This is a genomic window from Acetobacter fabarum, assembly GCF_011516925.1.
Taxonomy (GTDB): Bacteria; Pseudomonadota; Alphaproteobacteria; order Acetobacterales; family Acetobacteraceae; genus Acetobacter; species Acetobacter fabarum.
Window position 1 is genome coordinate 118,417 of sequence record NZ_WOTG01000006.1, and the last position, 24,554, is coordinate 142,970.

The following is a 24,554-nucleotide window of genomic DNA, read 5'->3' on the forward strand; positions in this document are numbered from 1 at the left end:
CCCATGCTGCCATGGACCACTTATGAGGCAATGTATGATGCGGCCCAGAACCAGCCAGAAGCATTCTGGCTGGAAGCAGCCCAACGCATTACATGGCAGCAACAGCCCGGCATGGCTTGCCGGGCACGGGCGGATGGCTGGCATGACTGGTTCCCCAATGCCACGCTCAATACCTGTTACAATGCCGTGGACAGGCACGTGAAGCAGGGCCACGGCGCGCAGGCAGCCTTGGTCTGGTACTCCTGCGCCACAAAAGAACGGCAAACCATCACCTACAAGGAATTGCTCGGCAGGGTGGCCGGGTTTGCTGGCGGCCTGCGTGCACTAGGGGTGGAAAAAGGCGACCATGTCCTGATCGCCATGCCAACCATGATTGAAACAGCCATAGCCATGCTGGCCTGTGCACGCATAGGTGCCGTGCATGTTGTGGTATTTGCCGGTTACGCAGGCCCCGAACTGGCCCGCCGGATTGACGATGTAGCCCCCAAGGTCGTGATTATCGCCAGCTGCAGCTTTCAGGGGCAGACCGCCATTCCGTCCGCCCCGGCCCTTAACGTTGCACTCACGCAGGCTACGCACGAGCCGCAGGCATGTATTATCGTGCAGCGCAACGCCTGCCCTGCACCACTTATGCCCGCACGGGACCATGACTTCCACACCCTGGAACACTCGCCACCTGTGGCACCCGTCATGCTGCGTTCTGAAGACCCGCTCTATATCCTGCATACATCAGGCACAACGGGAACATCGAAGGGCATTGTGCGGGACAATGGTGGGCATGCCGTGGCCCTCGCCCTGTCCATGGAGCTGATCTATGGTTGCAGGAGCGGAGATACGTTTTTTACAACATCTGATCTGGGGTGGGTGGTTGGCCATTCTTACGGTGTTTACGCGCCATTGATCAACGGTTGCACCAGTGTGATTGTGGAAGGTGCTACAACCTCTGCCGCATTGCGCACGCTTTGCCACGAGCACGCAGTGACATGCCTGTTTACGACCCCGACACAGATGCGGCTCCTGCGGCAGGAAAACCGTAACCTGCCCGCACACCCCCCGGCAGCGCTGGCCCGTGTTTTTGTGGCAGGGGAATATGCCGACCCAACATTGCTGGACTGGGCACGCGCATATTTTCAAAAACCCGTGGTCAACCACTGGTGGCAGACTGAAACCGGGTGGAGCATTACAGCCCATTTTTTCGGCCTGCCGGAATGCGAGCCCATAACGCTCATGAACGACATAGGACGCCCTGCACCAGGGTTTCATCCAGCTATTGTGCCGTCCGTGCCGGGTGAACCCTGCGGGGAGATTGTTCTTGCACTCCCCCTGCCCCCCGGTTGTCTGGCAGGAGTGTGGCAGAACAGGGCCATCCAGCCCCCCACAGCCTGCATTGATAAAACAGGACGGTTTTACCGCACATTTGACGAAGGTATGATTGACACCGGACTTGCCGTTCACATGCTCGGCCGCTCTGACGATGTTATCAAGGTCGCGGGGCGCCGGATTTCAGGCGTGCAGATCGAAAAAATCATTGCCGCACACCCTGCTGTTCATGCCTGCGCCGTTGTTGCCGTGCCCGATGGGCTGAGGGGGCAGCGACCTGTTGCCTATGTGGTGCCCGACACCGCCACACAAAGCATACCTGCGACTGACGAAATTCTCGGGCAGGTTCACCGGGCGCTGGGCCGGTGGGTTGGCCTGAAGGAAGTGCGGTTTGTCCAGCACCTGCCTACAACCGTATCTGGCAAGATCACACGCAGACATCTGCTGGCTCTCTGATATGAACCATCTCGGCCTCTCCCCCGCCTCATAGAGAAAATATGGAAACTATACGTTTCCATTGTTGTTATTTCTTGCTCACATTTTCGACGGTAATGAAGAACTCAGCGGAACAGCGCATGCCATGCCCCTCCGAGCATGACCGCACTGTTTTTCAAACGAGTTTGTTATGACCAACCGGAGTATGAACCCATGAAATACAGCCTTCTTTCTCTCCCCGCCGCAGCTCTTGCCTTTGGCCTGCTTGCTGGCAATCCGGCCTTTGCGCAGGTTGTTACCAACGCCACGCAGGCACAGTCCGGCACGTATGATGTTGAACCGGGGCACACACAGGTCGGTTTTTCCGTCCTGCATTTTGGTTTCACCAATTACCTTGGTGTGTTCTCCAACGTTTCGGGCACACTGACGCTGAACACCAAGACCCCATCCGCTTCCAGGCTGTCTGTGACTATTCCGGTTGATTCCGTGCAGACAACCAGCGCCAAGCTCAATGATGAGCTCAAGGGTGACCAGTGGTTCGATGCGGCAAAGTTCCCCAATGCCACATTTGAATCCACGTCTGTCCGCATTACCGGCCGGAATGATGCGGTTGTGACCGGCAACCTGACCCTGCACGGCGTCACACAGCCTGAAACCCTGAAAGTGCATTTTATCGGTGCGGGCGTAAACGCACTGGACAAGAAATACACCACCGGGTTTGAAGCCACCGGTACCATCAAGCGCAGCGATTTTGGCGTAAAAATGTACGTGCCCTACGTGTCGGATGAAGTGCAGCTGCGCATTGCCGGCGCGTTTGAAAAACAGGGCTAAATACCATGCCAACGCCCGCACGCGCAGCGAGCGGGACCACGCGGTATTCCACAGTCGCGATCATCCTTCACTGGCTGATCGCACTGGGAATACTGGCCCTGATCGCGATGGGTCTGGTCATGGACCATCTCCACCTCGATACGATGCGTGTGTTCCAGCTCTATCAGCTGCACAAATCCATCGGCATTAGCGTGATGTTCCTGATCCTGCTGCGTATTGGCTGGCGCCTGACGCACCAAGCTCCAGCTTTGCCGGGCGACATGCCGCCGATTGAAAAAACAGCCGCGCATCTTGCCCATGCTGCACTTTATGGCCTGCAGGTGCTGCTACCCCTGAGTGGCTGGGCAATGGTTTCTGTCTCAGTGCTGGGCATTCCGACCGTGCTGTTCGGCACAGTGCCATGGCCGGACCTTCCCGTGCTTTCGACCTTATCTGACAAGGCACCGGTCGAAACCGCGTTGAAGATGATCCACCACTGGGCTTCGTGGGGATTGCTGGCTCTGATCATGCTGCATATTGCAGCCGCTCTCAGGCATCAGTTCGTGCTGCACGACCATATTCTTCGTCAGATACTGCCGTCCTTTCGTGCATCCTCCACACCTCGCCACAAGGGAGAAACCCCATGAAGGCCTTTCACAAGTTTCTGCCAGTCGCTACTGTAACTGGTCTCCTGCTCTCAGCCCCGACTTTTGCTGCCGACTGGACACTTACTGCGGGCAACGGCACGCTGGGCTTTGCCGGAACCCAGACCGGCCGGGCATTCGAAGGGCATTTCGGGAAGTATGATGGCACGATCTCGTTTGATCCGGCCCACCCTGAAGCGGGTCACGCAAAGATCAGCATCGACATGGCCAGCGCCACAACAGGGGACAGCCAGCGTGATGGCGCCCTGCCCGGACATGACTGGTTTGACACCAAAGAATTTCCGTCAGCACTTTTCGAAGTAAAAGACTTCAAGGCCAAAGGCGGCAATACTTATGACGCCGAAGGCACATTGACCATTAAAGGGGTCAGCAAACCCGTTACCCTTCCCCTCACCATCGACATTGCAGGCTCTGCCCTGCATGCCAAAGGTCATCTTCAGCTCGCCCGCTCCGTGTTCAATGTGGGTATTGGTCCCTGGACCACGGGCCAGTGGGTGGCGCTCGAAGTAGGCGTAGATGTTGATGTTACGGCGCATGGCGGCTGAAACACCAGATGTCCTTCGCACGCCCATCTGGTTGCACATCCGCCCTGCTGCGACGATAGCAGGCTCATGACATCCCTGCCCTCACATCGTGGCTCAGGAACCGGCAGCGGGCTTCTTGCCCCACCTGCCGGTTCTTCTGTGTCTGGGGGCTGTCTCACGTTCCCATTGCCGGCAGAACTTTAGCCTCGCGGTCAGACCTACTCCCTTCAGGCAAAACAGAGCCTGCGGGAAGAGGCAGATGACTATATAGCTATTTTTTAGACTGCTTGGCCCATAATCAGCCCACCTGAAACCACCCCATTTGCCAGCCTCCCATGCACACCATCTCTTGGGTGGCTGGGCCAGCTCACACCCACAATAGACAATAAATGGAAACATTGTGTTTATTCCATTTCTATTTATTGCACCTTTAAAGGCTCTTAAAAACAGGCACCGGCAGCACAGAACCCGCTGCTTTTCTTTTGATGAAAGAGATGCCGCCATGACTTCACCTCTCCTGCGTGATCTGGTCCTCCTTGCATCCCGCCTGCTCCTTGCCACGCTTTTTGTCTTGATGGGCTGGGGAAAACTGACTGGTTTTTCAGGCACAGTCGCTTACATGACGGCAACAGGCGCACCTTTGCCTTACCTGTCTTCCATTATGGCCATTCTGGTTGAACTGGGTCTGGGCCTGTTTGTCGCACTGGGGCGCCTGACCTCACCTATTGCTATTCTTTTCGCGCTCTACACGATCGTCACGGCGTTTATCGGCCACCATTACTGGACATTTTCAGGCATGGAGCGGTACGATATGTGGATTCATTTTTATAAAAATTTCAGTATTTCTGGTGGGTTTCTGGCTCTTGCAGCCGCGGGTCCCGGCCGTTTTTCGCTTGATGCCGTGATGAAAAATGCTTCTTCGGGCACTTCACGCATAAAATCCTGAAACTACTCCATACCAAAATCGGAAACTGAGAGTTTCCAGCTTTGACCTATCCATCCCTTACACAGGACGTATCGTCATGGCGTTTCTGAACACGTTACGGAAACTGTTTTTAACACCAACGGAGGATTCCAAGGTGGCTAAAGTTCTTGTTCTTTATTACTCCTCTTACGGACACATCGAAGCCATGGCTAATGCCGTGGCCGAAGGGGTCCGGGCCGCGGGCCTTGAGGTCGATATCAAGCGGGTTCCGGAACTGGTGCCTGAAGATGTTGCCAAGGCACACCACTTTAAAACGGAGCAGGGCGCACCGGTTGCAACAACGGACGACCTGCCCAATTATGACGCGATCATTATTGGTGCCCCCACGCGGTTCGGGCGTCTTCCTGCCCAGATGGCAAATTTTTGGGACCAGACCGGCGGGCTGTGGCTCAAAGGGGCACTGATCGGCAAGGTTGGCGCTGTCTTTACCTCAACCGCATCCCAGCATGGCGGGCAGGAGACAACTCTGTATTCCCTGATGTCCAACCTGATCCACCACGGCATGCTCATTAGTGGCCTGCCCTACAGCTTTCAGGGCCAGCTCAAGCTGGATGAAGTGACTGGCGGTTCACCTTACGGTGCCACGACAATTGCCGCGGGTGACGGGTCACGCCAGCCAAGTGCTAACGAACTGGACGGGGCCAGATTCCTCGGTCAGCACGTTGCGGGAATTGCAAAAAAACTGAGCTAACAACACATTGGCAGGCCACAGGTCTGCCACCTCTCCCCGTATCGGTTCCATGCTGATACGGGGAGTTTTATTGATATGACGTTATTTATCGGTTTTTGAACTCACATAGATCAATAGGGACACTGGGCTATTAAACGCACCCGACCCATTCGGCCTGACCAAAGCATTCCACCAGATAGTCAAGTAGCGCTGTCACCCGCACGGGCCTGAGCGAACTGGACGGTGTGACCAGATACAGCGCAATAGCTGGAGCCTCCCAATCGGGTAATACCCGTTCAAACTGGCCGGACGCCAATCCTTCCCCCACCATAAATTCAGGGAACACACCAAACCCCAGACCTGCGGCAAGAGCAGGCAGAAAAGCCACGGCATTATCCGCCCGGAAGCGGGATGTCTGCGTTAGAACAAACTCGTTCCCGCTTTTAATCTGCCGAAGCCGAACTTTTCCGGGGGCGGAAGTATTGGTGTAAACAAAACTCTTCTGCCCCTCCAGATCACGCGGGTGAGTAGGACGCCCTACCCGGTCCAGATACTCGGGGCTCGCCGCCAGCAGCAGCCGGACTTCACACAGTTTGCGGGCCCGCAGGGATGAATCTGCAAGGGAGGCAATACGCAATGCAACATCATACCCATCGGCCACAAGGTCCACGAGTGCATCACTAAAATCAACCGTAATATCAATATCCGGATACTGTGCAAGAAAAGCAGGCAGAACGGGGGACAGATGGCGGATGCCAAATGTCATGGGGGCGGCAATCCTGATAAGACCGGATGGGCGCTGTGTGCCCCCTCTGGCCTCTGTTTCCGCTGCCTCTGCTTCTGCCAAAATACGGTTGGCATGCCCCAGTAGCGTTCGCCCTGTTTCTGTCAGGGAGATATGGCGGGAATTACGACTGAAAAGTGCTACCCCGAGTGCCTGCTCCAAGCGCCCTATGGCTTTGGAAACGGTGGGTTTTGAAAGCTGGATGTCTTCTGCCGCTCTGGCAAACGACCCCAGTTCAGCCACTTTTGCAAAAATGGCCCATGCTTCAAAGTCAGGAAGGCGCATGATATTGCCCTGAGAAACAGTTGATGGTTACAGTTTCCATATCTTGTTTTCAGTCGCCTGTCGCCATGCTGTATGCCAAAATCAGAAACAATATCTTTCCATGATTGCCATATCTAATATCCGGCACTGCGAATAGCCTGATCCCAGAAAAACATCACACGACTGATCAGGAGAAAACAGACCATGATTGAAGTCCGTCCCTACGACAAACTCGGCCACGCCAACCATGGCTGGCTGGATGCAAAACACCACTTTTCCTTCGCCAATTATTACGATCCCGCACGCATGAACTGGGGCGCTCTACGCGTCTGGAATGATGATACCATTGCCCCGGGCACAGGCTTTGGCACTCACCCGCATGAGAACATGGAAATCATCACCTATGTGCGGGAAGGTGCGATTACACATCAGGATAGTCTGGGCAACAAAGGGCGCACTGTTGCAGGGGATGTGCAGGTTATGTCCGCAGGCACCGGGATCCGGCACAGCGAACATAATCTGGAGGATGAAACCACCCGTATCTTCCAGATCTGGATCATGCCGAACCGGGCCGGGCATGCCCCATCATGGGGCACCCGCGCTTTTCCAAAAGACGACCGTGCAGGCAGGTTCGTTACTTTGGCATCGGGCTACCAGAATGATGGTGACGCCCTTCCCATTCACACCGATGCACGCGTGCTGGGTGCGACGTTGAGGAAGGACGAGGCCACCGAATACCATCTGGGTATCGAAAGGCTGGCTTATCTTGTCGTTGCCAAAGGCGCTGTCGAGATAGAGGGCAAAACCGTGAGCGAGCGCGATGGCGCTGCAATTGCGGATACGGATATCCTCAAGGTGCGGGCACTTACAGACGCAGAAGTGGTTCTGGTTGATACAGCTCCATAAGGGTGGGCAGAGCAGTGCTCTGCTCCCCTTAACCGTAACGCATGATCAGAGAATATGATCTGAGAGCCGCGTTTTAGGGGGGCGTATGGTCTGGCCCCAACCGCCCCCTAGGCTCAGGACTCATAGCCAGAACAAGACGGTTGCAGCGAGGCAGATTGCCGAGAAGAAGACGGTCGGGGGGCATCTGTCATAGCGTGTTGCGACCCGTCTCCAGTCTTTGAGCCTGCCGAACATGATCTCGATACGGTTGCGTCTTTTGTATTTCCGTTTGTCGTATTTGACCGGTTTTCCACGAGATTTTCGACCAGGAATACAGAGTTTGATCCCTTTCTCCTCCAGGGCATCCCTGAACCAGTCAGCGTCATAGCCCCGATCTGCCAGCATCCATTCGGCTGGCGGGAGACCGTCCAGAAGGGCAGCCGCCTCAGTGTAATCACTGACCTGACCTGCTGTCATGAAGAAGTCGAGCGGACGTCCGTTCCGGTCGGTGCCGGCATGCAGCTTCGTATTCATCCCGCCTTTGGTCCGCCCGATCAGACGGCCTGCGCCCCCTTTTTTAACCGCAGGCTTGACGCCGTGCGATGGGCCTTGAGATAGGTCGCATCAATCATGATCGTCTGAGGCTCTGCCTTGCCGGTAGCCAGTCCCTCCATCATGCGGATGAATATCCCCATAGCACTCCAGCGCTTCCAGCGGTTGTAGAGCGTCTTGTGTGGACCGTATTCCCGGGGAGCATCACGCCAGCGCAGGCCATTTCGGTTCACGAAAATGATCCCGCTCAACACATGACAGTCGTCAACGCGAGGTTTACCATGGCTCTTCGGGAAAAAGGGCCGCAGACGATCCATCTGCTCGTCCGTCAGCCAATACAGGTCACTCATCTTCAGTCTCCTCAAGGAGCCTGGATCACATCCTGCCGCTCATATCAATGGGTCCTGAGCCTAGCGAAATGCAGCATTAGCAGGCCTGACTGAACCAAACTGCTACGTACTACGCCGTATGGCCGCAATAAGGTTCCCTGCCCAATGCGGAAAGCCGTGTGTTGCGATTCCGCAACGGTGTGCAAAATAGGCAAGGCTGATATGTTTTTTTATGTCATTTCTATATCGAAATGTAATACGGAGGACGAGTAATAATTCTTTACAAGTGGGACATGAAATATGCGATTAGCACGCCGCTTTTCTCTGCTTGCCTCCACACTCTGCACCGTTTTGCCTTCGCTTTCTGTGGCAGAAACGACCGGAACGGCTACGACGCATCGGAAAGCTTCACACGAACATTCCGCTAAAATAACGAACGAATCGACCGCTCGCGTTACTACGCCGACTTCAACATCTTCTGCCCGTAAAAAGGATAACACCAAGGCATTGTACGCCGCGGACGTTGAAACCGTTAATGTTTCAACCGGCACGCATTCCACCAACCGCAAGGCAAGGCAAAGCTCATCCCCTGTAACCGTATTAACGGCAGCAACATTGCGCCGTTCCGGTCAGGTTAATCTGGCTGATTCATTGGTGCGCACATACGCATCAATCAACGTGCAGGCCATGGCGGCAGATAGTGCTGCGCTAACATCCTCCATCCAGATGCGTGGTCTTAACCCGAACGAAGTGCTGGTTCTTGTCGATGGCAAGCGCCGCCATTCCACGGCGAACATTGTTGCGGACGCAGGCCCCCAGTTTGGTTCGACCGGTGTTGACTTAAATATGATCCCGGCAAATGCCATTGATCATATTGAAGTACTGGAAGATGGCGCTGCCGCTATGTACGGTTCAGATGCCATAGCGGGCGTTGTAAACATTATCACCAAAAAAGATGACCACGGCCTGCATATGTCAGCCCAGACCGGGGCCAATGCCTATAATGGTGATGGTTGGCAGTATCAGCTGAACGCAGATGGCGGTTTAAAGCTGGGTGAGGATGGTTATATCCACCTTTCAGGCCAGATCACACATACAGATCATTACGTTGTCAAAACCAAAGACCACCGACTCTTAGGGTATTGGCCTGATGGTGCGACCACCACCGGTTATTATAATGGTGTGGTGGCCAACGCCATGAAGTTGCCGCTTGATTCCAACAAAATCATGAGCACCCCGGAAGAAACGCGGGAAAACCTTGCTATTGATTTTGGCAAAAAAATTAACGACGACATTCAGTTCTATGGCCTGATCACTTACGCGCATCGTTATGGCGAGGCATACGAAAACTACCGTATTCCCACCATTGCCCCAACTTATTACCCTTCCGGTTTTTCACCGCTCGAAACCATCCGCGAGAACGACTACGCCGCGACAATCGGCCTTAAGGGCGATGATTTCTTTGGCTTTGACTGGGATCTGAGCACCACTTACGGTGCTGACGAAACCAAAATCGGCAATAAAAACACCGCTAATACCGGCATGCTGTCGTCCGACTGTTCGCTGGATAGCACATCGGCCAATTATTCATCCCTCGGCTGCGGCTGGACACCGACCAACGTGCGCGCAGAAACATACAGGCTTGCACAATGGACCAATAACCTCGATTTCCGGCGGCACTTCAACATCGCTCAAAAAGTGCCAATGCTGCTGGCTTTTGGTGCTGAACACCGGTTGGAAACATACGACCTGACAGCGGGTGACGCGGCTTCCTACCTTCTGGGCGGCACGCAGGGCTATGCAGGCATTGGCCCGCAGAGCGCTGGAAGCTGGAGCCGTGACATCTGGGCCGGCTACGTGGATGGAGACTTCCATCCGCTTAAAAACTGGGACCTGGATTTTGCCGGGCGCTTTGAGCACTATACGGACGTCGGCAATGCTGAAAACGGCAAGGTTTCCACCCGTTATGATGTGACGCGGCGCATTGCCTTCCGTGGAACCATCAGCACGGGTTTCCGTGCCCCTACCCTGCCGGAACAGCACTATTCCGCCATGAACGTGGACCCCAACGGTGCTTCCGGCCTGTTGCCTGTTGATTCGGCGGCAGCCCGCACACTGGGCGCCAGCAAGCTTAAACCGGAGCGTTCCGTCAGCGCCAGCGGTGGTGTTGTGATTGAACCGATCCGCGGCCTCCATGTTGAAGCAGACGTTTACCAGATCAACCTGCGTGACCGTATTGTAGGTGGGGGCACGGTCAATGGTAACAGCGCTATTTCGGCCATTGAGCAGCTTGGTTATCTGCTCCCTTCCAATGGTCTGATTGCCGACAACGTATCTGCATACTTCATGACCAACGGCGCCAGCACCCGTACACAGGGGCTGGATATTAAAGCCGATTATACCTTCCGCTTCCGCACGACCGGCACTCTGGCGCTGACACTGGCGCTTGATCTCAACCGCACCCGTCTGCACCACAATGCACTGGATACAAATGGTAATCCTTTGCTCAATGCACAGAACATTTCCTACATCACAACGGCTTACCCACGTAGCAAGATTATCCTGAACGCATTCTACCGTTACAAAAACTGGGACTTTAACGTGCGTGAAACCCGGTATGGCGAAACAACGTCCATGCTGACCTACTATGACTGGCAGAACCAGAACACACCCTGTGCAAGTGGAGGAAAGCTGGCTTACTCGAATACCTGCTTCAACCAGTTCAAGAACACACCGCGCTGGATGACAGATATTGAAATTGGCTACCGCTTTAACAAGAACTGGCACATGGCGGTTGGTGTTAACAATATTTCCGATGTCAAACCCCGCATGGTTGCGCAGATCAACAACTCCCGTGGCGCGCAGCCTTACGACCAGTTTTCCCTTCAGGTGCCAATCACCGGTGCCTACTACTACGGCCGCCTGAACGCGGATTTCTAAAACATATTATGGATGACGTCTGTTTTTTCAAACGTCATCCATATTTGTCGGTTTGGCTTTTGTTGAACCGTGAGTAAAAGAAAAGCAGGGATACTCAATGGCAAGTCCATCAAACACCCATTCACAAACACGGCGGCAACTTTTGAGCCGCATAGGTACGTTGGCGGGAAGTGTGGCACTGTATCAGGCCATGACCAGCATGGGCCATGCAATGGGCACAGATTTTGCAGGCCCTCCCAAATTATCTGGTGCTAAAAAAGGAACGTCAGTTCTGGTGCTGGGTGCTGGCCTTGCAGGTATGCTGAGTGCGTATGAACTGCGCAAAGCGGGCTATAATGTCAAAATCATTGAATTCCAGACACGCAGCGGTGGCCGCAACATCAGCCTGCGCGGAGGAGATACAGTAACAGAACTGGGTGGTGCCACACAAAAGGTTGGCTTTGCACCGGGGAATTACATTAACCCCGGCCCGTGGCGTATTCCTTACCACCATCAGGGGCTTTTGTACTACTGCCGTGAGTTTGGTGTGCAACTGGAACCCTTTATTGAGCTAAACCATAATAGCTGGCTCCATTCGACGGGTTCTTTCGGTGGCAAAGCCGTGCGCTACCGGGAGCTGGCTGCGGATTTTACCGGCTTTACGGCAGAGCTTCTGGCCAAAGCCGTGGACCAGCATAAACTCGATGATCTGGTTACCCCAGATGAGGTGGCGCATCTGCAAGATGCCATGCAGGGCTGGGGCGCCCTCACCCCGGAACTGGCTTACACAAAGGGCAACATCAGCTCGTTACGCCGCGGATTTGAAAAGCCACAAGGGGGCGGACTGAACGGAGCCCCGATCCCTTCTGACCTGATGAACCGAGGAGAAATCTGGAAATCCGGTCTATGGAACTGGATGGCATTCCACGAGCGGCTGGATATGCAGACAACGATGTTCCAACCCGTAGGGGGGATGGACAACATTGGTAAGGCTTTTACCAGACAGGTAAAAGACCTGTTGCAACTCAACTGCAAGGTCACGGCCATTCATCAGGATGATCATGGCGTCAGTGTTACCTATAACGACATGCAGCATGGTGGTGTGGTTCGTCAGGCAAAGGCCGATTATTGCGTTTGCACAATTCCCCTGTCCATTCTGTCACAGCTGGATGTGCAGGTAAGCGACGGTATGAAAGCCGCCATTGGTGCAGTGCCCTATGCCTCTTCCGTTAAGCTTGGCCTGGAATTCAAACGCCGTTTTTGGGAGGAAGATGACCAGATTTACGGTGGCATCAGCTTTACGGATCAACCTATCAGTCAGATTTCCTACCCGAGCCACGGCATTTTTTCCAAGGGACCGGCAGTGCTGCTTGGCGGCTATATGTTTGGCCCTGCGGCATATGACTTTGCAGGGATGTCGCCTCAGGAGCGACTGGAACAGGGTATAAAGCAGGGGCTGGCTTTTCATCCTCAATACAGGAAGGAATTCCTCAATGGCGTGAGTTTCGCATGGAGCCGGGTGCCATGGACTTTAGGGTGCTGCTCGATGTGGAGCGAAGAAGCACGCAAAACACACTATAAAACGCTGTGTTCCATTGACCAGAGGGTTGTTCTGGCTGGCGAGCATGCATCGTATGTCGGGTGCTGGCAGGAAGGCGCCATCCTATCCGCGCTGGATGCGGTCACACGTTTGCATAAACGAGCCTTGGGAGCAGCCTGATGCGAAAATTTCTTCTTTTGTCAGCGCTCGTGGCTGCTACGGCACCAGCCGGTTTTGCACGGGCAGATAGCGCGAGTGCAATTTCTGGTAAAATGGAAGCCTTGCCATCGGGCGAGGCAGTCTACCGCCACATCTGCCAGAGCTGCCACATGGCAGAGGGTCAAGGCGCTGTTGGTGCCGGGGCGCAAATCCCTGCTTTAGCCCATAATCCGCGCTTGCAGGTTGCCAGCTACCCTGCAACCGTTATCCTTAACGGTTATGGAGCCATGCCGTGGTTTTCCGGTTTGTTGAATGACAAACAGATTGCGGATGTGGTGGACTATATTCGTACACATTTTGGCAACCATTACACAGATAAACTTAACCCGTCAGAGGTCGCTCTTATGCGCCCGCACCTGACAGCCGAGGAGCAATAAGACTATGCGTGTATTCAAGGCCGGAGGGGTTTCTGCCCTTTTTGCAACAACTGTTCTGGCGGCGTCCGTATCCTTTGCACAAGCGCATGCTCAAAGTGACATTGTAAGGCATAACGAAGCCACTTTTCCTATTGCTTCAGCTATTGAAGTGCCTGCTGGTTCTTCCACCATCTACCTGAGCGGCATGGGCGCCCCTGTCGTCAATACGAAAGCACCCCAGAAAAGTCTGGAAGCGTATGGTGACATGGCCACACAGACGGAAGGGGCTCTCAAACGAATAGAGGAGACACTTGCAGGCATGGGGCTGACCATGGGCGACGTAGTGCAGATGCATGTTTTCATGGTGGCAGACGCAAAAACCAAAAAGCTTGATTTTGAAGGCATGATGAAAGGCTACACGAAGTTTTTTGGCACCGCGTCACAGCCCAACCTGCCGGTTCGCTCTGCTTTTGGTGTTGCGCAACTCGCCAACCCAGGGTGGCTGGTAGAAATTGAGGTTACCGCAGTCAGGCCGGCTCACCACTAACAACGCAAGACATGCTCACAAGTCGAGAGAGTTGTGGGCATGTCAAAAATCGTATTTTGGTTCATAATTGTCTGGTTAAATTAAGATCAAAAGCAATACACTCTCATTGCGATAATGACCATAATCCTGCTTAATCAATAATATTGCTGTAGATTAAAGCCTTCACAAATAATCTCGATTTTATCACCACTTTGTATTTCCATTTGTATGCACAATCCCCCATCGATGTCATACGCTTTAACTTCATTTATCGAGACACTTGCACCCCATGGGTGTTTTCTGGGGCAGGTCAGTTTTTGACTCTATCTGCCACCAAGATTACTGGCTCCTCCCCAGTATTGAGACGACAAGACAACAAACCCGATCGCCAATCCAACGTTAACTGGATTAAGCTAGAATCATGCAATTCACTTAACTTCACATTAACTCCTATAAAAAACGGGATTCCGGAAATCCTAGTGGAATTGAATGTTTATTAATGCCGGGAAGTGTCCCAAAAGCACTCTTTATGTTTACCTATAGAAAATTAGAAGAAACTCTGCCCCTCTCGTCTGGCTACAGACCAGATTAGACTGTATTAGAACTTCATCAAGCCATGGCGGTAGGATGAATAAATTGGATTACAAGCCTTTCCCCAAGTTCATCAAAGAGTTCGTCGAACAGAATATTAAAGTCGATTGGGGGGACTTGGCATGGGCCTTGTCTAACCACTGGCTTGATGTGAGCTCAATTGCAGAATTAGCTGAGGTTCTCGCTCTGAGAAATGAATATTTATATACTTCATTAGCTATCGCTAGAATAAACAATGATGAACCAGCCCTAAAGACATTGGTCTTTCAGCAAGCGCAGAAATATACGGTTCCCGATGAATTGGTCCGCGAACGCTGGATGTTATTAGCTGTAAGATGGTTTACCTTTAGCTGACATTAGGGAATAACGATCTCGCTACCTGATTTCACCCGGTCCAGTGTGATAAGAGAACGGTATTTGGCTATAAAATCATTTTGAGCAAAAATTCTACGCGTTATTTGTTCATATGCCTTCACATCGGCAGTAACGATAATTAGTACAAAACTAATACCGCCGGTTACGTAATAACATTGCTGAACTTCAGGCGTTGATTTAAATAGATTTTTTGCCAAATCTACAGTTTCTATACGTTCATCCCTTAGATGAACTTCAACAATAGCCGTAATGTTCATATCAACAGCATGCACATCTAGGACAGCAGAATTTTGCTTGATAATGCCGCTCTTTTCCATAGCGGCAATACGTCTTTGCACAGCGGCTGCTGAAAGATGAACAATATCCGCAATCTGCCGTTGCGGTGTTTTATTGTCTTTTTGAACAATGCGCAGGATTGCCCTGTCAAACTTGTCCAGTGGTTTCGTGATGGTCTTTTTATTCATAAGTGAGTTTTTGTTGCATTTTAAGGGTAAATCAAGAGCACAAAAATCATTTTCTCGGTGATATGTCTCCTTTTAAGGAGATAACGTTGTGAGCAGTGTGGAAACAGAAAAGCGCCTTCAAAGCATCCACAATATCCCTTTGGGCACGTTATGCGGTGTTGGTGCAGGTGCATTATGGGGGTTGGTATTTCTTGCCCCCGAACTTGTGCGAGATTTTACTCCTCTTGAACTGGCTATAGGGCGCTTTCTAGCCTACGGGATAATTGCTTTTGTAGTCATTATCCCCCGTTGGCCCATACTCACATCAAGCCTTGACAAACAGGACTGGCGCGCTCTTTTCTGGCTTTCTCTATTTGGAAATACTTTATATTATATTCTACTTTCCAAAGCAATACAGAGTTGTGGGATAGCATTGACCTCCTTGGTAATAGGATTTCTTCCTGTCGCCGTCACGATTATTGGGAGCCGCGACAAAGAGGCCATCCCTCTTATAACTCTCTTCCCATCACTTCTTCTGTGTTGCGCAGGTGCAGTTTGTATTGGCTGGCAAGCCCTTAGAGCGCCTGAGGCGACACATCAGACGAGTATGGGGTTGTTATGGTCCGTTGCCGCACTTTTGTCTTGGACCACCTATGCCGTCGGCAATAGTCGCAGTCTTGCCCGCCTAAGCACAGTATCAATTCATGATTGGAACCTTCTTGTGGGTCTTGTAACTGGCGCTCAGGCCATTTGTCTTATCCCCGTTGCGCTCCTCCTTGGCCACTTAAAGCACGATCTCACCTCATGGGGTAGGTTTGTGGAGGTCTCTACCGCAGTTGCAATCATTGCCTCCTTTTTTGGCAATGTTTTATGGAACCAAATGAGCCGTTTACTTCCTTTGACCATGACGGGACAGATGATTCTTTTTGAAACGCTTTTTGCCCTTATCTACGGTTTTCTCTGGGAACATCGGTGGCCGCGTCCCATTGAAGTGGCCGCATTTACATTCATTGTTTGCAGTGTAATGACATGTGTATCAGTGCATCGAAAACATCATCGCGATCTCAATAACGCTGCAACAGCATCACACAAAAGTGGAGTATAAAATTGTGACACTCATTTCTTTCGATGATTTTCAGAAGACTGATATTCGCGTAGGTACCATAATTGAAGTTGAACCTTTTCCAGAAGCACGGAAACCGGCATGGAAACTGAAGATTGATTTTGGCCCTGACATTGGATTAAAAAAATCTAGTGCTCAAATTACGGATTTATATACTTCTGTTGATTTAATTGGCCGACAAGTGGCCTGTGTTGTGAATCTCGCACCTCGACAGATTGGGCCGTTTATTTCGGAAGTCTTGACGCTTGGGTTTTATGATACCCAGAAGAACGTCGTGCTGATTGAACCTGAACGTCAAGTCCCCAATGGTAGTCGATTGTTTTAACAAACAAACCTTACCTAATAATTTCCCCCCCCCCTGAAGCAGACAGGAGGCAAGCGCCTACAGTCCGGGCATTTGTTTATAAGTTCCGAAAACGGACCGGCGACATCCCCATCAGGTTCGTAAACGCTTTTGCGAATGCACTAAGGGATGCGTAACCGACACCAGCTGCCACATCCGTTACCCGTTGCCCTTCGGCAAGCAGGTTTGCTGCGTGGAAGAGACGGGCCTGAGCGATCCACTCCTGCCATGTCATGCCAGTTTCTGCATGGAAATGGCGGCGGAAACTACGTTCCGACATTCCAGCATGATGCAACATCAAGCTCAGATTTACCTGCCCGGGGCGGGCAAGGGCTGCGTCCATAGCCCTCACGATAGACGGGTGGGTGGCACGCGGTAGCGTGAAAACCCGTGTAGTTTTCGCCTGCATTTGCTCCATACAGAGCAAACCAACGGTTTGAAAAAAACTTCGGGCAATGGGATCATGTTCAGTTGAGCCGGGCTGCCAACGCACAGTGTGGAGCAACATCTCCTGCAACATGGTCGTTATGGGGAATGTGTGGATATGCTCCATGTGGCCATGCGGGAAATACGCCGGATCAAAATAGACGGAAACACCGTCCAGATCTCGGATCATGGTCCGATGGCGTGTTTCTGCCGGAATCCATACGGCATGCGCCGCGGGTAACAGATGATGTCCGTCCGGACCCTCGATCTGTGTCGTGCCGCGTCTTGCATATGTAATCTGGTGGCATGGATGCGCGTGCCAGTCATAAAAGATGGCGGAAGATGGATTACGGAATGCAAAGCCGGGCCTCCCCGGGCCATCCAGCCTGTTCTCGACAAGAACACCTTGTGTCTCTCTGGAGGTCAGGTTTTTCATTGGCCGGTATCCGCTCATTTATGGCCGGATGGCGTTAGACGGCCACCCGTCCTTTCCTTATCCTGAAACGCCAAGGAAAGGAATAGAGATGTCTGCTTCACGCACACCGCATGATACCCGGATCGTTGACCAGTTTACACGCTGGGCAAAACCATTTGCCGAATTGGCTATTCACGCAGAGACGGAAAGCATGGCCCAGACGCTTGCTGCCTGCGCAGTTACCAAAGACATGAAGGTGCTTGATGTCGCCTGCGGTCCAGGGATTGTCGCGTGTGAACTGGCCCGCGTTGGCGCAGAGGTCACAGGCATCGACCTGACCCCCGCCATGATCGAACAGGCACGCTTGCGTGCGGACAGGGAGAACGTGAGGGTGGCGTATCATATTGGCAATGCGCTGCATTTACCGTTTCAGGCCAACAGTTTCGACCGGGTCGTGACACGCTACAGCTTTCACCACATGCAAGAACCCGAGAAAGTTCTGGCGGAAATGGTAAGAGTCTGCCGTCCCGGTGGCCGGGTCATTGTGATTGACGCCACCCCTACTCCGGAATGCCAGAAAAACTATGACCGTGCGGAAACGCTCCGTGATCCTTCGCATACAAGCGCCCTGACACTGCATCAGTTACTCTCGCTGGGAACTGATGCAGGCCTCTCGCCTGTTGTGGTACATCAATATCGCCTTGCGTCCTGTTTGCAGGATCAAGTCGCGCCAGAGGACTGGAGTGCTCTGGAAGCGATGTTTGCCAAGGATATTGCAGAAGGGCAGGATCATCTGGGCATGGGCGCATGGGAAGATGCAGACGGGATCCATTTCTATTTCCCTGTCTCAATCGTGGCATGGAGCAAAAGCAGGCATGAAAAGCCCCTCCCCTGCTTTTGAGAGAAAGAGCTATCAACTCACTCCGCAGCAACAACAGCGCCCTGCGCTGGGGACCGCCCGATCCGCAGCGCCATGAGCGCGGCGGCTACCCCGGCAAACCCGGCCATTACCAGCATGTCACGATAGTTTCCCTGTGCCTGCCGCAACACACCTGCAAGCGATGCCGCGATGGCCGCGCCGATTTGATGGCCGAACACGATCCACCCGAATACAACCGGTGCTCGTGCCTCGCCGAATGCGGCGTTGGCGAGACGCAACGTTGGCGGTACCGTAGCGATCCAGTCCAGGCCGTAGAAAACGCCGAATAGCGTCAGGCTTGCACCATGAAAGTCTACGAACGGCAGCGCCATCAGCGACAGGCCGCGCAGTCCGTAATAAGCAAAAAGTAACCGCCGCGCATCCACTCGATCAGTGAGCCAGCCCGAGGCAGTGGTGCCGAACAGGTCAAAGAACCCCATGAGCGCGAGATACCCTGCCGCCGGAACCGCGCCGATGCCGTGATCAGCGCAGATCGCGATAAAATGCGTGCCGATCAACCCGTTTGTCGTGAATCCGCACACGAAGAACGTCAGGAACAACAGCCAGAAATCCCGCGTGCCCATCGCCTCACGCAGCGCCAACACCGCAATGCGCAACGGATGACCCGACGGACGCGCGGGAGGGACATATCCTTCCTGCGCCCCGTGCGGCACCAGCCCCAGACGCTCGGGGTGCTCTGGCAGGAATAGTGCGACGAGCGGCACAAGACCCAGACACACAACTGTCACAGCAACAATTGGCCCTCGCCAGCCATACGTCTGCGCGAGGGAGGCCAGCACGGGCAGGAACAGCAGCGACCCCGTCGCCGTACTCGCCGCAAGCAGCCCCATGACCATGCCGCGGCGTGCCACGAACCAGCGGTTAACAACTGTAGCGCCAAGCACCATTGCAACGGCCCCCGTGCCAAAACCGGTCAGCAGGCCCCAGGTGAGAAAAAATTGCCACGGTGCTGTCATGAACAGCGAAAGCCCGGACGCAGCACCGATCAGCAGGAGTGCCCCGATCAGCGTACGCCGGATGCCGATCGACTGCATCAGTGCCGCTGAGAACGGCCCCACAAAACCGTAGAGGAAAATACCGAATGCGGCGACCGACGAAACCGTGGCCCTGCTCCACCCCAGCTCCATTTGCAGGGGCATCATCAGAACACCGGGTGTTGAACGCACGCCAGCCGATGCCAGCAAGGAAAGAAAGGTGAGTGCCACGACCGCTGTAAAGACGGTACCCTTGCGGATATGAAGGTTTCTGCTCATATGACTGACCGGTAAGTTACAATGCGTGCAGCGTAGGTACCGGTCGGTAACATCGTCAAGCGGAAATATGTCATGAAGCGACCCATCACCGGCGTCAGCGCCGCCGAACGTATTCGGGCGTCAGCGCGCGAACTGTTCTACAGCAATGGAATACGCGGCGTTGGTGTTGAGGAAATCGTGCAGAACGCGGGCGTCACCAAGCCGTCGCTCTACCGCGCTTATGAGTCCAAGGACGGCTTGGCGGCGGTCTATCTTGATGAATTTTACCGAACCTGTCGCACACGCTTCGAGGACGCTGAGGCCGCATACCCTGACGATCCACGCGGCCAGATCCTCGCCTATTTCGACGGTCTGGCTGAGCGGGCCTCCCGTCCGGCCTATCGCGGCTGTGGGCTGACAAACGCAATTCTGGAGTTCCCCGATCACGACCACCCTGTTCGCAGGGAGGCCGCGCGCCTGAAACAGGCGATGGCTGACTGGATTGCCTCTCGCGTTGCACTTCTGGGCGCACGAGACCCTGAGTCACTGACCGCCGGTCTGGTATTGCTTATGGAAGGTGTCTTTGTCGCAGGACAGGCCTTTACCCCACCAGGCCCGGCGGCTCACGCTGGTATGGTAGCCCGCCTCCTCCTGGAGAACGTGTAAATGTTATGAAGCGCCTTTGGCAGAGAAAACAGCCATTTACGCCAAGAGGTCATGTCGGGTGATCTTTGCTGGCTAGCTCTGCAATGGATATTTTTTGCGAAGCAAGTGCCCGAGCTTAAATATCCAGAACCAGCAGCGGTGATCTCGAGCGTGAGCAGCAAATTGCTATCTGATTGCAGGCCTCACGTTCGGTAGCACTGAGTACAACGTCCTTATGGTCGGGCACACCCTCCAGAACGCGGGTAAGGCACGCACCACACATGCCCTGCTCGCACGACAGTTCGACGGGAATGCCATTTTCCAACAGGACATGGCCGATCGTATCCTCAGCTCCAACCGTGAAGCATTGACCAGACGAAGCAAGCTGCACAACAAACTCGCCCTTGGCCTTGTTGTTCAAACTGCCTACAGGAGACGCACGAAAGCGTTCACTGTACAACTGAGCTGGTGCCCACCCTGCTTCAGCCACACGTTTTTCCAAAAGCGTGAGAAAACCGTCAGGTCCGCAGGCAATGATTGCTGTGTCGGGATCAGGTCGCAGGAGACACTCTGGTACGATCTTTCGAAAACTGGCTCCTTCATCACTGAGATAAAGCGTGGTCACATTTTTTAAATTGCCTGAACTCACTTCTTCAAGAAAGGCAACAGAGGATCGGCGTCCTTCATAATGGTGCCATTCAACATAACTTTCATCGGTGACAAGGCAACGAGCCATTGTGATGATCGGCGTAATACCGATCCCTGCGGAAAAGAGAAGGTAGCGCCGGGCATTGGGAATTTCGAACAGGTTGCGTGGCTCCGAGACTGTTACCTTCGCACGTACCCGCAGGTCAGTATGAAGGGATAGAGACCCTCCTCGTGAACTTACATCCTTGCGCACACAAATCCGATACACGCGCCGATCCATGGGGGAACTGCAGAGCGAATATTGCCTGATTTGACCAGAGGGTGTCCGAACATCAATATGCGCTCCTGGAGTAAAAGGGGGCAGCTCATTGCCCTTTGGGCAAATCAGTTCAATATCGAGATTGTTGTCACCATTGATGCTAATGGCCGAGACGAGCAGTTCCATGGCAGGTATCAGGCGACGAAAAACTGGCTGAGACCCATCTCACGTAGGCCTCTGCGATAATTGATCGAGCTTCTATCCGCCGGAATATGGGCTTCCAAACGCGGGTCAAGCGGCAGGTTTTCCGGCTTTTGTTGTTCGACCATTGTCGCGTCTTCTTCAAAAACCTTGCGATTGAAGTCATAAACCTCCTGCACAGGACGATCCGTATCAAAGTTCCGGGCAATCGGAACAAACAGACGCGTTTTCCGCGCCGAAACAGGCGAGGCTACATTAAGGATGGAAAGGCGTCCCCCTTCGGGAAAATGAACGGTCAAATGGGCAGTAAAAGGCAGGTGTGCACGGAAATGCCTCAGCCACAGAAAATCCTCGGGCGTTTCATCCTGCTTGCCATGCGGATAATTCCCAACGGTGCTGTAATATTCGGCTTCAAAGCCAACTGCAGTCGGTCGGGTCTCATAAGACGGCACAAGGGCATTGTCTGGGTCTGCAAAGGTTTCTGTGTGAATGAAAGCAAAATGTGCAACATCAAGGAACCCTTCAACCTGCCGACCGGCAAAGCCCGCAATATCGAACGCCGGGCAGTTGATCTGCTGGAATCCCGCATCGTCCCAGTGAGGCATAAAGGGAACTTCGGCCATTGCTCCCTCCTCGCCTGGACGCAGGCAGGTCCAGACAAGTCCGTAACGCAGCACAACCGGATAGGATTTCAGGTGCAGCTTGCTCGGGATACCGTTGTCAGGATGCGCGGGTACCTTAATGCACTTGCCTCCCTTTCCGAACTGAAGCCCGTGATAGGGGCAGCGCACACCCTTGCAATCACGGTTCGAGCCCAGCGTCAGCGGAACACCGCGATGTGTGCATAGTTCGTTCGCTACGACGATTTCATCATCGACCTTATAAACAACCAGCCGTTCATCCAGCAGGGTCGCGCCAACAACGCCTTCTTTATCCACGTCCCGAATAAGGGCCACAGCGTACCACTGCCGAGCGAGAATACGCCAGTCGTCAGGGTCAAAGGTGCAGTTTCTGGGCAGATCAAGCGAAGGGGCAGAAGCTGTAAGGGTTGTCATATGCCGGATCATCCTATGCAGGGGCTACTGAGCGACTGGAAGCATGCGGATGGATCGTGTAAACTTCAAACATCATTTTTTTGATTTGTCATTGAGAAAAAGAGAACGCTTGAAGTGCAGCCTTTCTCCCGAATGCTGATCTATTTTGTCGAAGTCGCCCGACAGGGCTCCGTCCGCAAGGCATCAGAGCATCTGAATGTCTCAGCATCCGCCATCGACCGCCAGATTCTGGCCGCGGAAGAAGAGATAGGCGTTCCATTGTTCAACCGCCTGCCGAGCGGCATGCGCCTGACCTCGGCAGGCGAATTCCTCGTTCGCGGCGCGCTCGACTGGCGCAAGGATTTTGCAAGAATACGCGAGCAGATTGACGACCTGGACGGTTTGCGGCGCGGACTAGTGCGCATGGCCGTGATCGAGGCCTTGGCACACGGTTTTTTACCGCGTGTCATTTCGACTATGCGCACACACTACCCCGGCATCGCGCTCGAAATCTGCGTTCTGCCTAACGATAGCATTGCACAGAGCATCGCTCATGGAGACTACGACCTTGGGCTGCTTTTGAACCCTCAATCCTCCCGGGACATCACCGTACGCGCGTTTCGTGAAATTCCACTTGGCGTAGTCATGCCACGTGGGCACAGACTGCAGTCCGCCAAAACCCTCCGATTCAATCAGTTGTCGGGGGAGAATGTCATACGACCGATCGACCCGCTTGAGATTGCCGAGCAGTTCCGCATGCTCGAAGTCTCGACCGGACTAAAGGTCAATTCTGCTCTGTCATCGAACAATATCGCCGTAATCCGTTCTCTGGTTGCTCAGGGGAACGGTGTTTCCGTCCTCAGCCAACTAGATGTTGCTGAAGCAGGGGACGACGGCCGTTTAAGCTTCGTACCGCTATCAGACCCCGGCTTGCGTCCGACGACTCTCGCGCTCTGCCATGCCCGGCAAGGACTGATTTCCAACGCTGCTGCGCTATGTCTGCGCCTCATCGACGAACAAAAATCTTGGACGGCTTAGCGGCTTTTTTGCCAGCTGTGCGATCACATGCGCGTCGTGTGTATTAAGGGTGATTATGGACGCTTGGATATTACCGAAGTCCACGGGATCAAACATCGTCTGACGAAACTCAAGCATCCATTGACTAATGGTCAGGTTGCACGGATGAACCGGACGGTCAAAGAAGTAGCCGTCAGGCGCTTCCATTACGGCAGTCATACGCAGTTGCGGACACACCTACACGACTTCATGGCGACCTATAACTTTGGGCGAAGGTTCAAGACCCTGAGAGCCCCCCTTACGAAGATATCTGCAAAATATGGCTTCAGAACCTGAAAGATTCATCATCAATTCAACCCATCAAGCCCCAGAACAAAACAACTAGCCAGAGTTACTGTAATTTGTCCGTTATGGGGGGCAGAATGTCCAATATGAGTCATGGAAAAGTGGGAAACAGACATTCGCATGGCCGAAGAACGCTGGCCGCGCTGCTCCCCAAACTGGTATCATGGCCAATCAGGCTCCATACAGATGCTTCATCAACTGCGGCAGCACACTTCCACTTAGGAGCATAAATGAAAATCTTGATTGATGCCGATCTGCTCTGCGAGCAGGGCGTGATTTCGGCGGAGACGGCGGCTTTGCTGAAAAGCCATGCGCGTCGTGACATTGGCGGCAATGCTATCAATATCCTCGTCGCCTTCGGCTCTATTGCGGTGGCGGCCGGGCTTGTCGGCCTGATGGCATCTGCTGGATTTTCTCTTATGGCCAACATCGTGCTTGCGGCACTATTCGGAATGATCGCCATCGGCGTGGGCTGGCTGACCTTGAAATTTCATGAGGAGAATTGGGGGCTGTTGGGCCGCATCTGGATGGTGATTGGAGCTCTAGTGCTGGCCGCGTCTGGCGTCTGGCTTTGCAGCTGCCGCGCTCCGGAGAAAGAATGGCGCTGATTTTTGTGCTTATCAGGGCTTTGTTGCAGAAATACTGGCAAGGGATTCCCTGTTTGAAACCAGTTTGTTAGCTGTGAGTGATGAGCAAGCCGAAGCGCACACGCTACCGAACGACGAACTGGTCCT

General features: G+C 53.5%; 25 protein-coding genes and 1 pseudogene. 19 read left to right on the forward strand and 7 right to left on the reverse strand.

All coding sequences use genetic code 11. From position 1 onward, the window contains the following. Positions 1-3 precede the first annotated feature (3 nt). The 6 genes from GOB83_RS09205 to wrbA all read left to right on the forward strand — a co-directional run bounded on the left by GOB83_RS09205 (position 4) and on the right by wrbA (position 5,430). The gene (locus tag GOB83_RS09205) at positions 4-1,776 is read left to right on the forward strand and encodes an AMP-binding protein (RefSeq protein ID WP_165925845.1); all 1,773 of its coding nucleotides are present in this window, start codon (positions 4-6) and stop codon (positions 1,774-1,776) included. 192 nt (positions 1,777-1,968) lie between these two features. Next, positions 1,969-2,586, forward strand: a complete 618-nt coding sequence (locus GOB83_RS09210) for a YceI family protein (protein ID WP_165925846.1) — start codon at positions 1,969-1,971, stop codon at positions 2,584-2,586. A 5-nt stretch (positions 2,587-2,591) separates the two neighbouring features. Further along, positions 2,592-3,212, forward strand: coding sequence for a cytochrome b (locus tag GOB83_RS09215; protein ID WP_165925847.1), 621 nt, complete (start codon positions 2,592-2,594; stop codon positions 3,210-3,212). Continuing rightward, a complete protein-coding gene (locus GOB83_RS09220; RefSeq protein WP_165925848.1) occupies positions 3,209-3,775 on the forward strand; it encodes a YceI family protein in 567 nt (188 codons plus the stop codon). The genes GOB83_RS09215 and GOB83_RS09220 overlap by 4 nt, the downstream gene beginning before the upstream one ends. 481 nt (positions 3,776-4,256) lie before the next feature. After that, positions 4,257-4,700: a DoxX family protein gene (locus GOB83_RS09225; protein WP_165925849.1), complete on the forward strand. Its 444-nt coding sequence runs from the start codon at positions 4,257-4,259 to the stop codon at positions 4,698-4,700. A gap of 133 nt (positions 4,701-4,833) precedes the next feature. Beyond that, entirely contained in the window at positions 4,834-5,430 is a 597-nt protein-coding gene (wrbA, locus tag GOB83_RS09230; RefSeq protein ID WP_165925874.1) for an NAD(P)H:quinone oxidoreductase, read from the forward strand. Positions 5,431-5,560: 130 nt separating this feature from the next. Here wrbA and GOB83_RS09235 read toward each other — a convergent pair whose 3' ends face one another. Next, a complete protein-coding gene (locus tag GOB83_RS09235; protein ID WP_086646853.1) occupies positions 5,561-6,478 on the reverse strand; it encodes a LysR family transcriptional regulator in 918 nt (305 codons plus the stop codon). Positions 6,479-6,661: 183 nt separating this feature from the next. Between GOB83_RS09235 and GOB83_RS09240 the strand changes: the two genes are divergently transcribed. Then, positions 6,662-7,363: a pirin family protein gene (locus tag GOB83_RS09240; protein ID WP_165925850.1), complete on the forward strand. Its 702-nt coding sequence runs from the start codon at positions 6,662-6,664 to the stop codon at positions 7,361-7,363. A gap of 120 nt (positions 7,364-7,483) precedes the next feature. On the opposite strand, the gene GOB83_RS09245 is transcribed toward GOB83_RS09240, so the two are convergent. After that, a protein-coding gene (locus tag GOB83_RS09245) for an IS5 family transposase (RefSeq protein WP_165925851.1) occupies positions 7,484-8,244 on the reverse strand; the annotation gives its coding sequence in 2 pieces (ribosomal slippage) (positions 7,484-7,923 and positions 7,923-8,244; 762 coding nt in all). Between the two features lie 279 nt (positions 8,245-8,523). Here GOB83_RS09245 and GOB83_RS09250 point away from each other — a divergent pair. The 5 genes from GOB83_RS09250 (at position 8,524) to GOB83_RS09270 (ending at position 14,728) form a co-directional block, all read left to right on the forward strand. After that, positions 8,524-11,163, forward strand: a complete 2,640-nt coding sequence (locus GOB83_RS09250) for a TonB-dependent receptor plug domain-containing protein (protein ID WP_165925852.1) — start codon at positions 8,524-8,526, stop codon at positions 11,161-11,163. 97 nt (positions 11,164-11,260) lie between these two features. Beyond that, positions 11,261-12,862 (forward strand): flavin monoamine oxidase family protein, encoded by a 1,602-nt coding sequence (locus tag GOB83_RS09255; protein ID WP_165925853.1) that lies wholly within the window; start codon positions 11,261-11,263, stop codon positions 12,860-12,862. Further along, positions 12,862-13,278, forward strand: a complete 417-nt coding sequence (locus GOB83_RS09260) for a c-type cytochrome (protein WP_086647248.1) — start codon at positions 12,862-12,864, stop codon at positions 13,276-13,278. Before GOB83_RS09255 ends, GOB83_RS09260 begins: the two co-directional genes overlap by 1 nt. A gap of 4 nt (positions 13,279-13,282) precedes the next feature. After that, positions 13,283-13,804, forward strand: coding sequence for a RidA family protein (locus tag GOB83_RS09265; protein ID WP_165925854.1), 522 nt, complete (start codon positions 13,283-13,285; stop codon positions 13,802-13,804). A gap of 606 nt (positions 13,805-14,410) precedes the next feature. Further along, complete coding sequence (locus GOB83_RS09270) at positions 14,411-14,728, forward strand: DUF2247 family protein (RefSeq protein WP_165925855.1); 318 nt, start codon at positions 14,411-14,413, stop codon at positions 14,726-14,728. A gap of 2 nt (positions 14,729-14,730) precedes the next feature. Here the strand turns inward: GOB83_RS09270 and GOB83_RS09275 are convergent, their stop codons facing one another. Further along, positions 14,731-15,213, reverse strand: coding sequence for an Lrp/AsnC family transcriptional regulator (locus GOB83_RS09275; protein WP_165925856.1), 483 nt, complete (start codon positions 15,211-15,213; stop codon positions 14,731-14,733). An 88-nt stretch (positions 15,214-15,301) separates the two neighbouring features. On the opposite strand from GOB83_RS09275, the gene GOB83_RS09280 reads away from it, so the two are divergent. Both GOB83_RS09280 and GOB83_RS09285 read left to right on the forward strand, forming a co-directional pair. Next, positions 15,302-16,297, forward strand: coding sequence for a DMT family transporter (locus GOB83_RS09280; protein ID WP_306309884.1), 996 nt, complete (start codon positions 15,302-15,304; stop codon positions 16,295-16,297). 4 nt (positions 16,298-16,301) lie between these two features. Further along, a complete protein-coding gene (locus GOB83_RS09285; RefSeq protein ID WP_086647265.1) occupies positions 16,302-16,640 on the forward strand; it encodes a tRNA-binding protein in 339 nt (112 codons plus the stop codon). A gap of 76 nt (positions 16,641-16,716) precedes the next feature. Here GOB83_RS09285 and GOB83_RS09290 read toward each other — a convergent pair whose 3' ends face one another. Further along, positions 16,717-17,520 carry an AraC family transcriptional regulator gene (locus GOB83_RS09290; protein WP_165925857.1) on the reverse strand — a complete coding sequence of 268 codons (804 nt, stop codon included), beginning with the start codon at positions 17,518-17,520 and terminating at the stop codon, positions 16,717-16,719. Between the two features lie 88 nt (positions 17,521-17,608). Between GOB83_RS09290 and GOB83_RS09295 the strand changes: the two genes are divergently transcribed. Further along, entirely contained in the window at positions 17,609-18,400 is a 792-nt protein-coding gene (locus GOB83_RS09295) for a class I SAM-dependent methyltransferase (protein ID WP_194301358.1), read from the forward strand. A 17-nt stretch (positions 18,401-18,417) separates the two neighbouring features. On the opposite strand, the gene GOB83_RS09300 is transcribed toward GOB83_RS09295, so the two are convergent. Then, complete coding sequence (locus GOB83_RS09300; RefSeq protein WP_165925858.1) at positions 18,418-19,692, reverse strand: MFS transporter; 1,275 nt, start codon at positions 19,690-19,692, stop codon at positions 18,418-18,420. Positions 19,693-19,764: 72 nt separating this feature from the next. Here GOB83_RS09300 and GOB83_RS09305 point away from each other — a divergent pair, with 72 nt between their 5' ends. Beyond that, positions 19,765-20,337 carry a TetR/AcrR family transcriptional regulator gene (locus GOB83_RS09305; RefSeq protein ID WP_165925859.1) on the forward strand — a complete coding sequence of 191 codons (573 nt, stop codon included), beginning with the start codon at positions 19,765-19,767 and terminating at the stop codon, positions 20,335-20,337. A gap of 115 nt (positions 20,338-20,452) precedes the next feature. Here the strand turns inward: GOB83_RS09305 and GOB83_RS09310 are convergent, their stop codons facing one another. Further along, entirely contained in the window at positions 20,453-21,409 is a 957-nt protein-coding gene (locus GOB83_RS09310; RefSeq protein WP_165925860.1) for a PDR/VanB family oxidoreductase, read from the reverse strand. Positions 21,410-21,417: 8 nt separating this feature from the next. After that, positions 21,418-22,479: an aromatic ring-hydroxylating oxygenase subunit alpha gene (locus GOB83_RS09315; protein ID WP_165925861.1), complete on the reverse strand. Its 1,062-nt coding sequence runs from the start codon at positions 22,477-22,479 to the stop codon at positions 21,418-21,420. 132 nt (positions 22,480-22,611) lie between these two features. Between GOB83_RS09315 and GOB83_RS09320 the strand changes: the two genes are divergently transcribed. From GOB83_RS09320 to GOB83_RS09330, 3 genes and pseudogenes are all read left to right on the forward strand, one after another. Beyond that, positions 22,612-23,496 (forward strand): LysR family transcriptional regulator, encoded by an 885-nt coding sequence (locus tag GOB83_RS09320; protein ID WP_165925862.1) that lies wholly within the window; start codon positions 22,612-22,614, stop codon positions 23,494-23,496. 81 nt (positions 23,497-23,577) lie between these two features. Then, a pseudogene (locus GOB83_RS09325) lies at positions 23,578-23,860 on the forward strand (integrase core domain-containing protein); the annotation flags it as partial. Positions 23,861-24,050: 190 nt separating this feature from the next. After that, on the forward strand, positions 24,051-24,428 hold the full coding sequence (locus GOB83_RS09330) for a DUF2157 domain-containing protein (protein WP_165925863.1): 378 nt from the start codon (positions 24,051-24,053) through the stop codon (positions 24,426-24,428). Positions 24,429-24,554 lie beyond the last annotated feature (126 nt).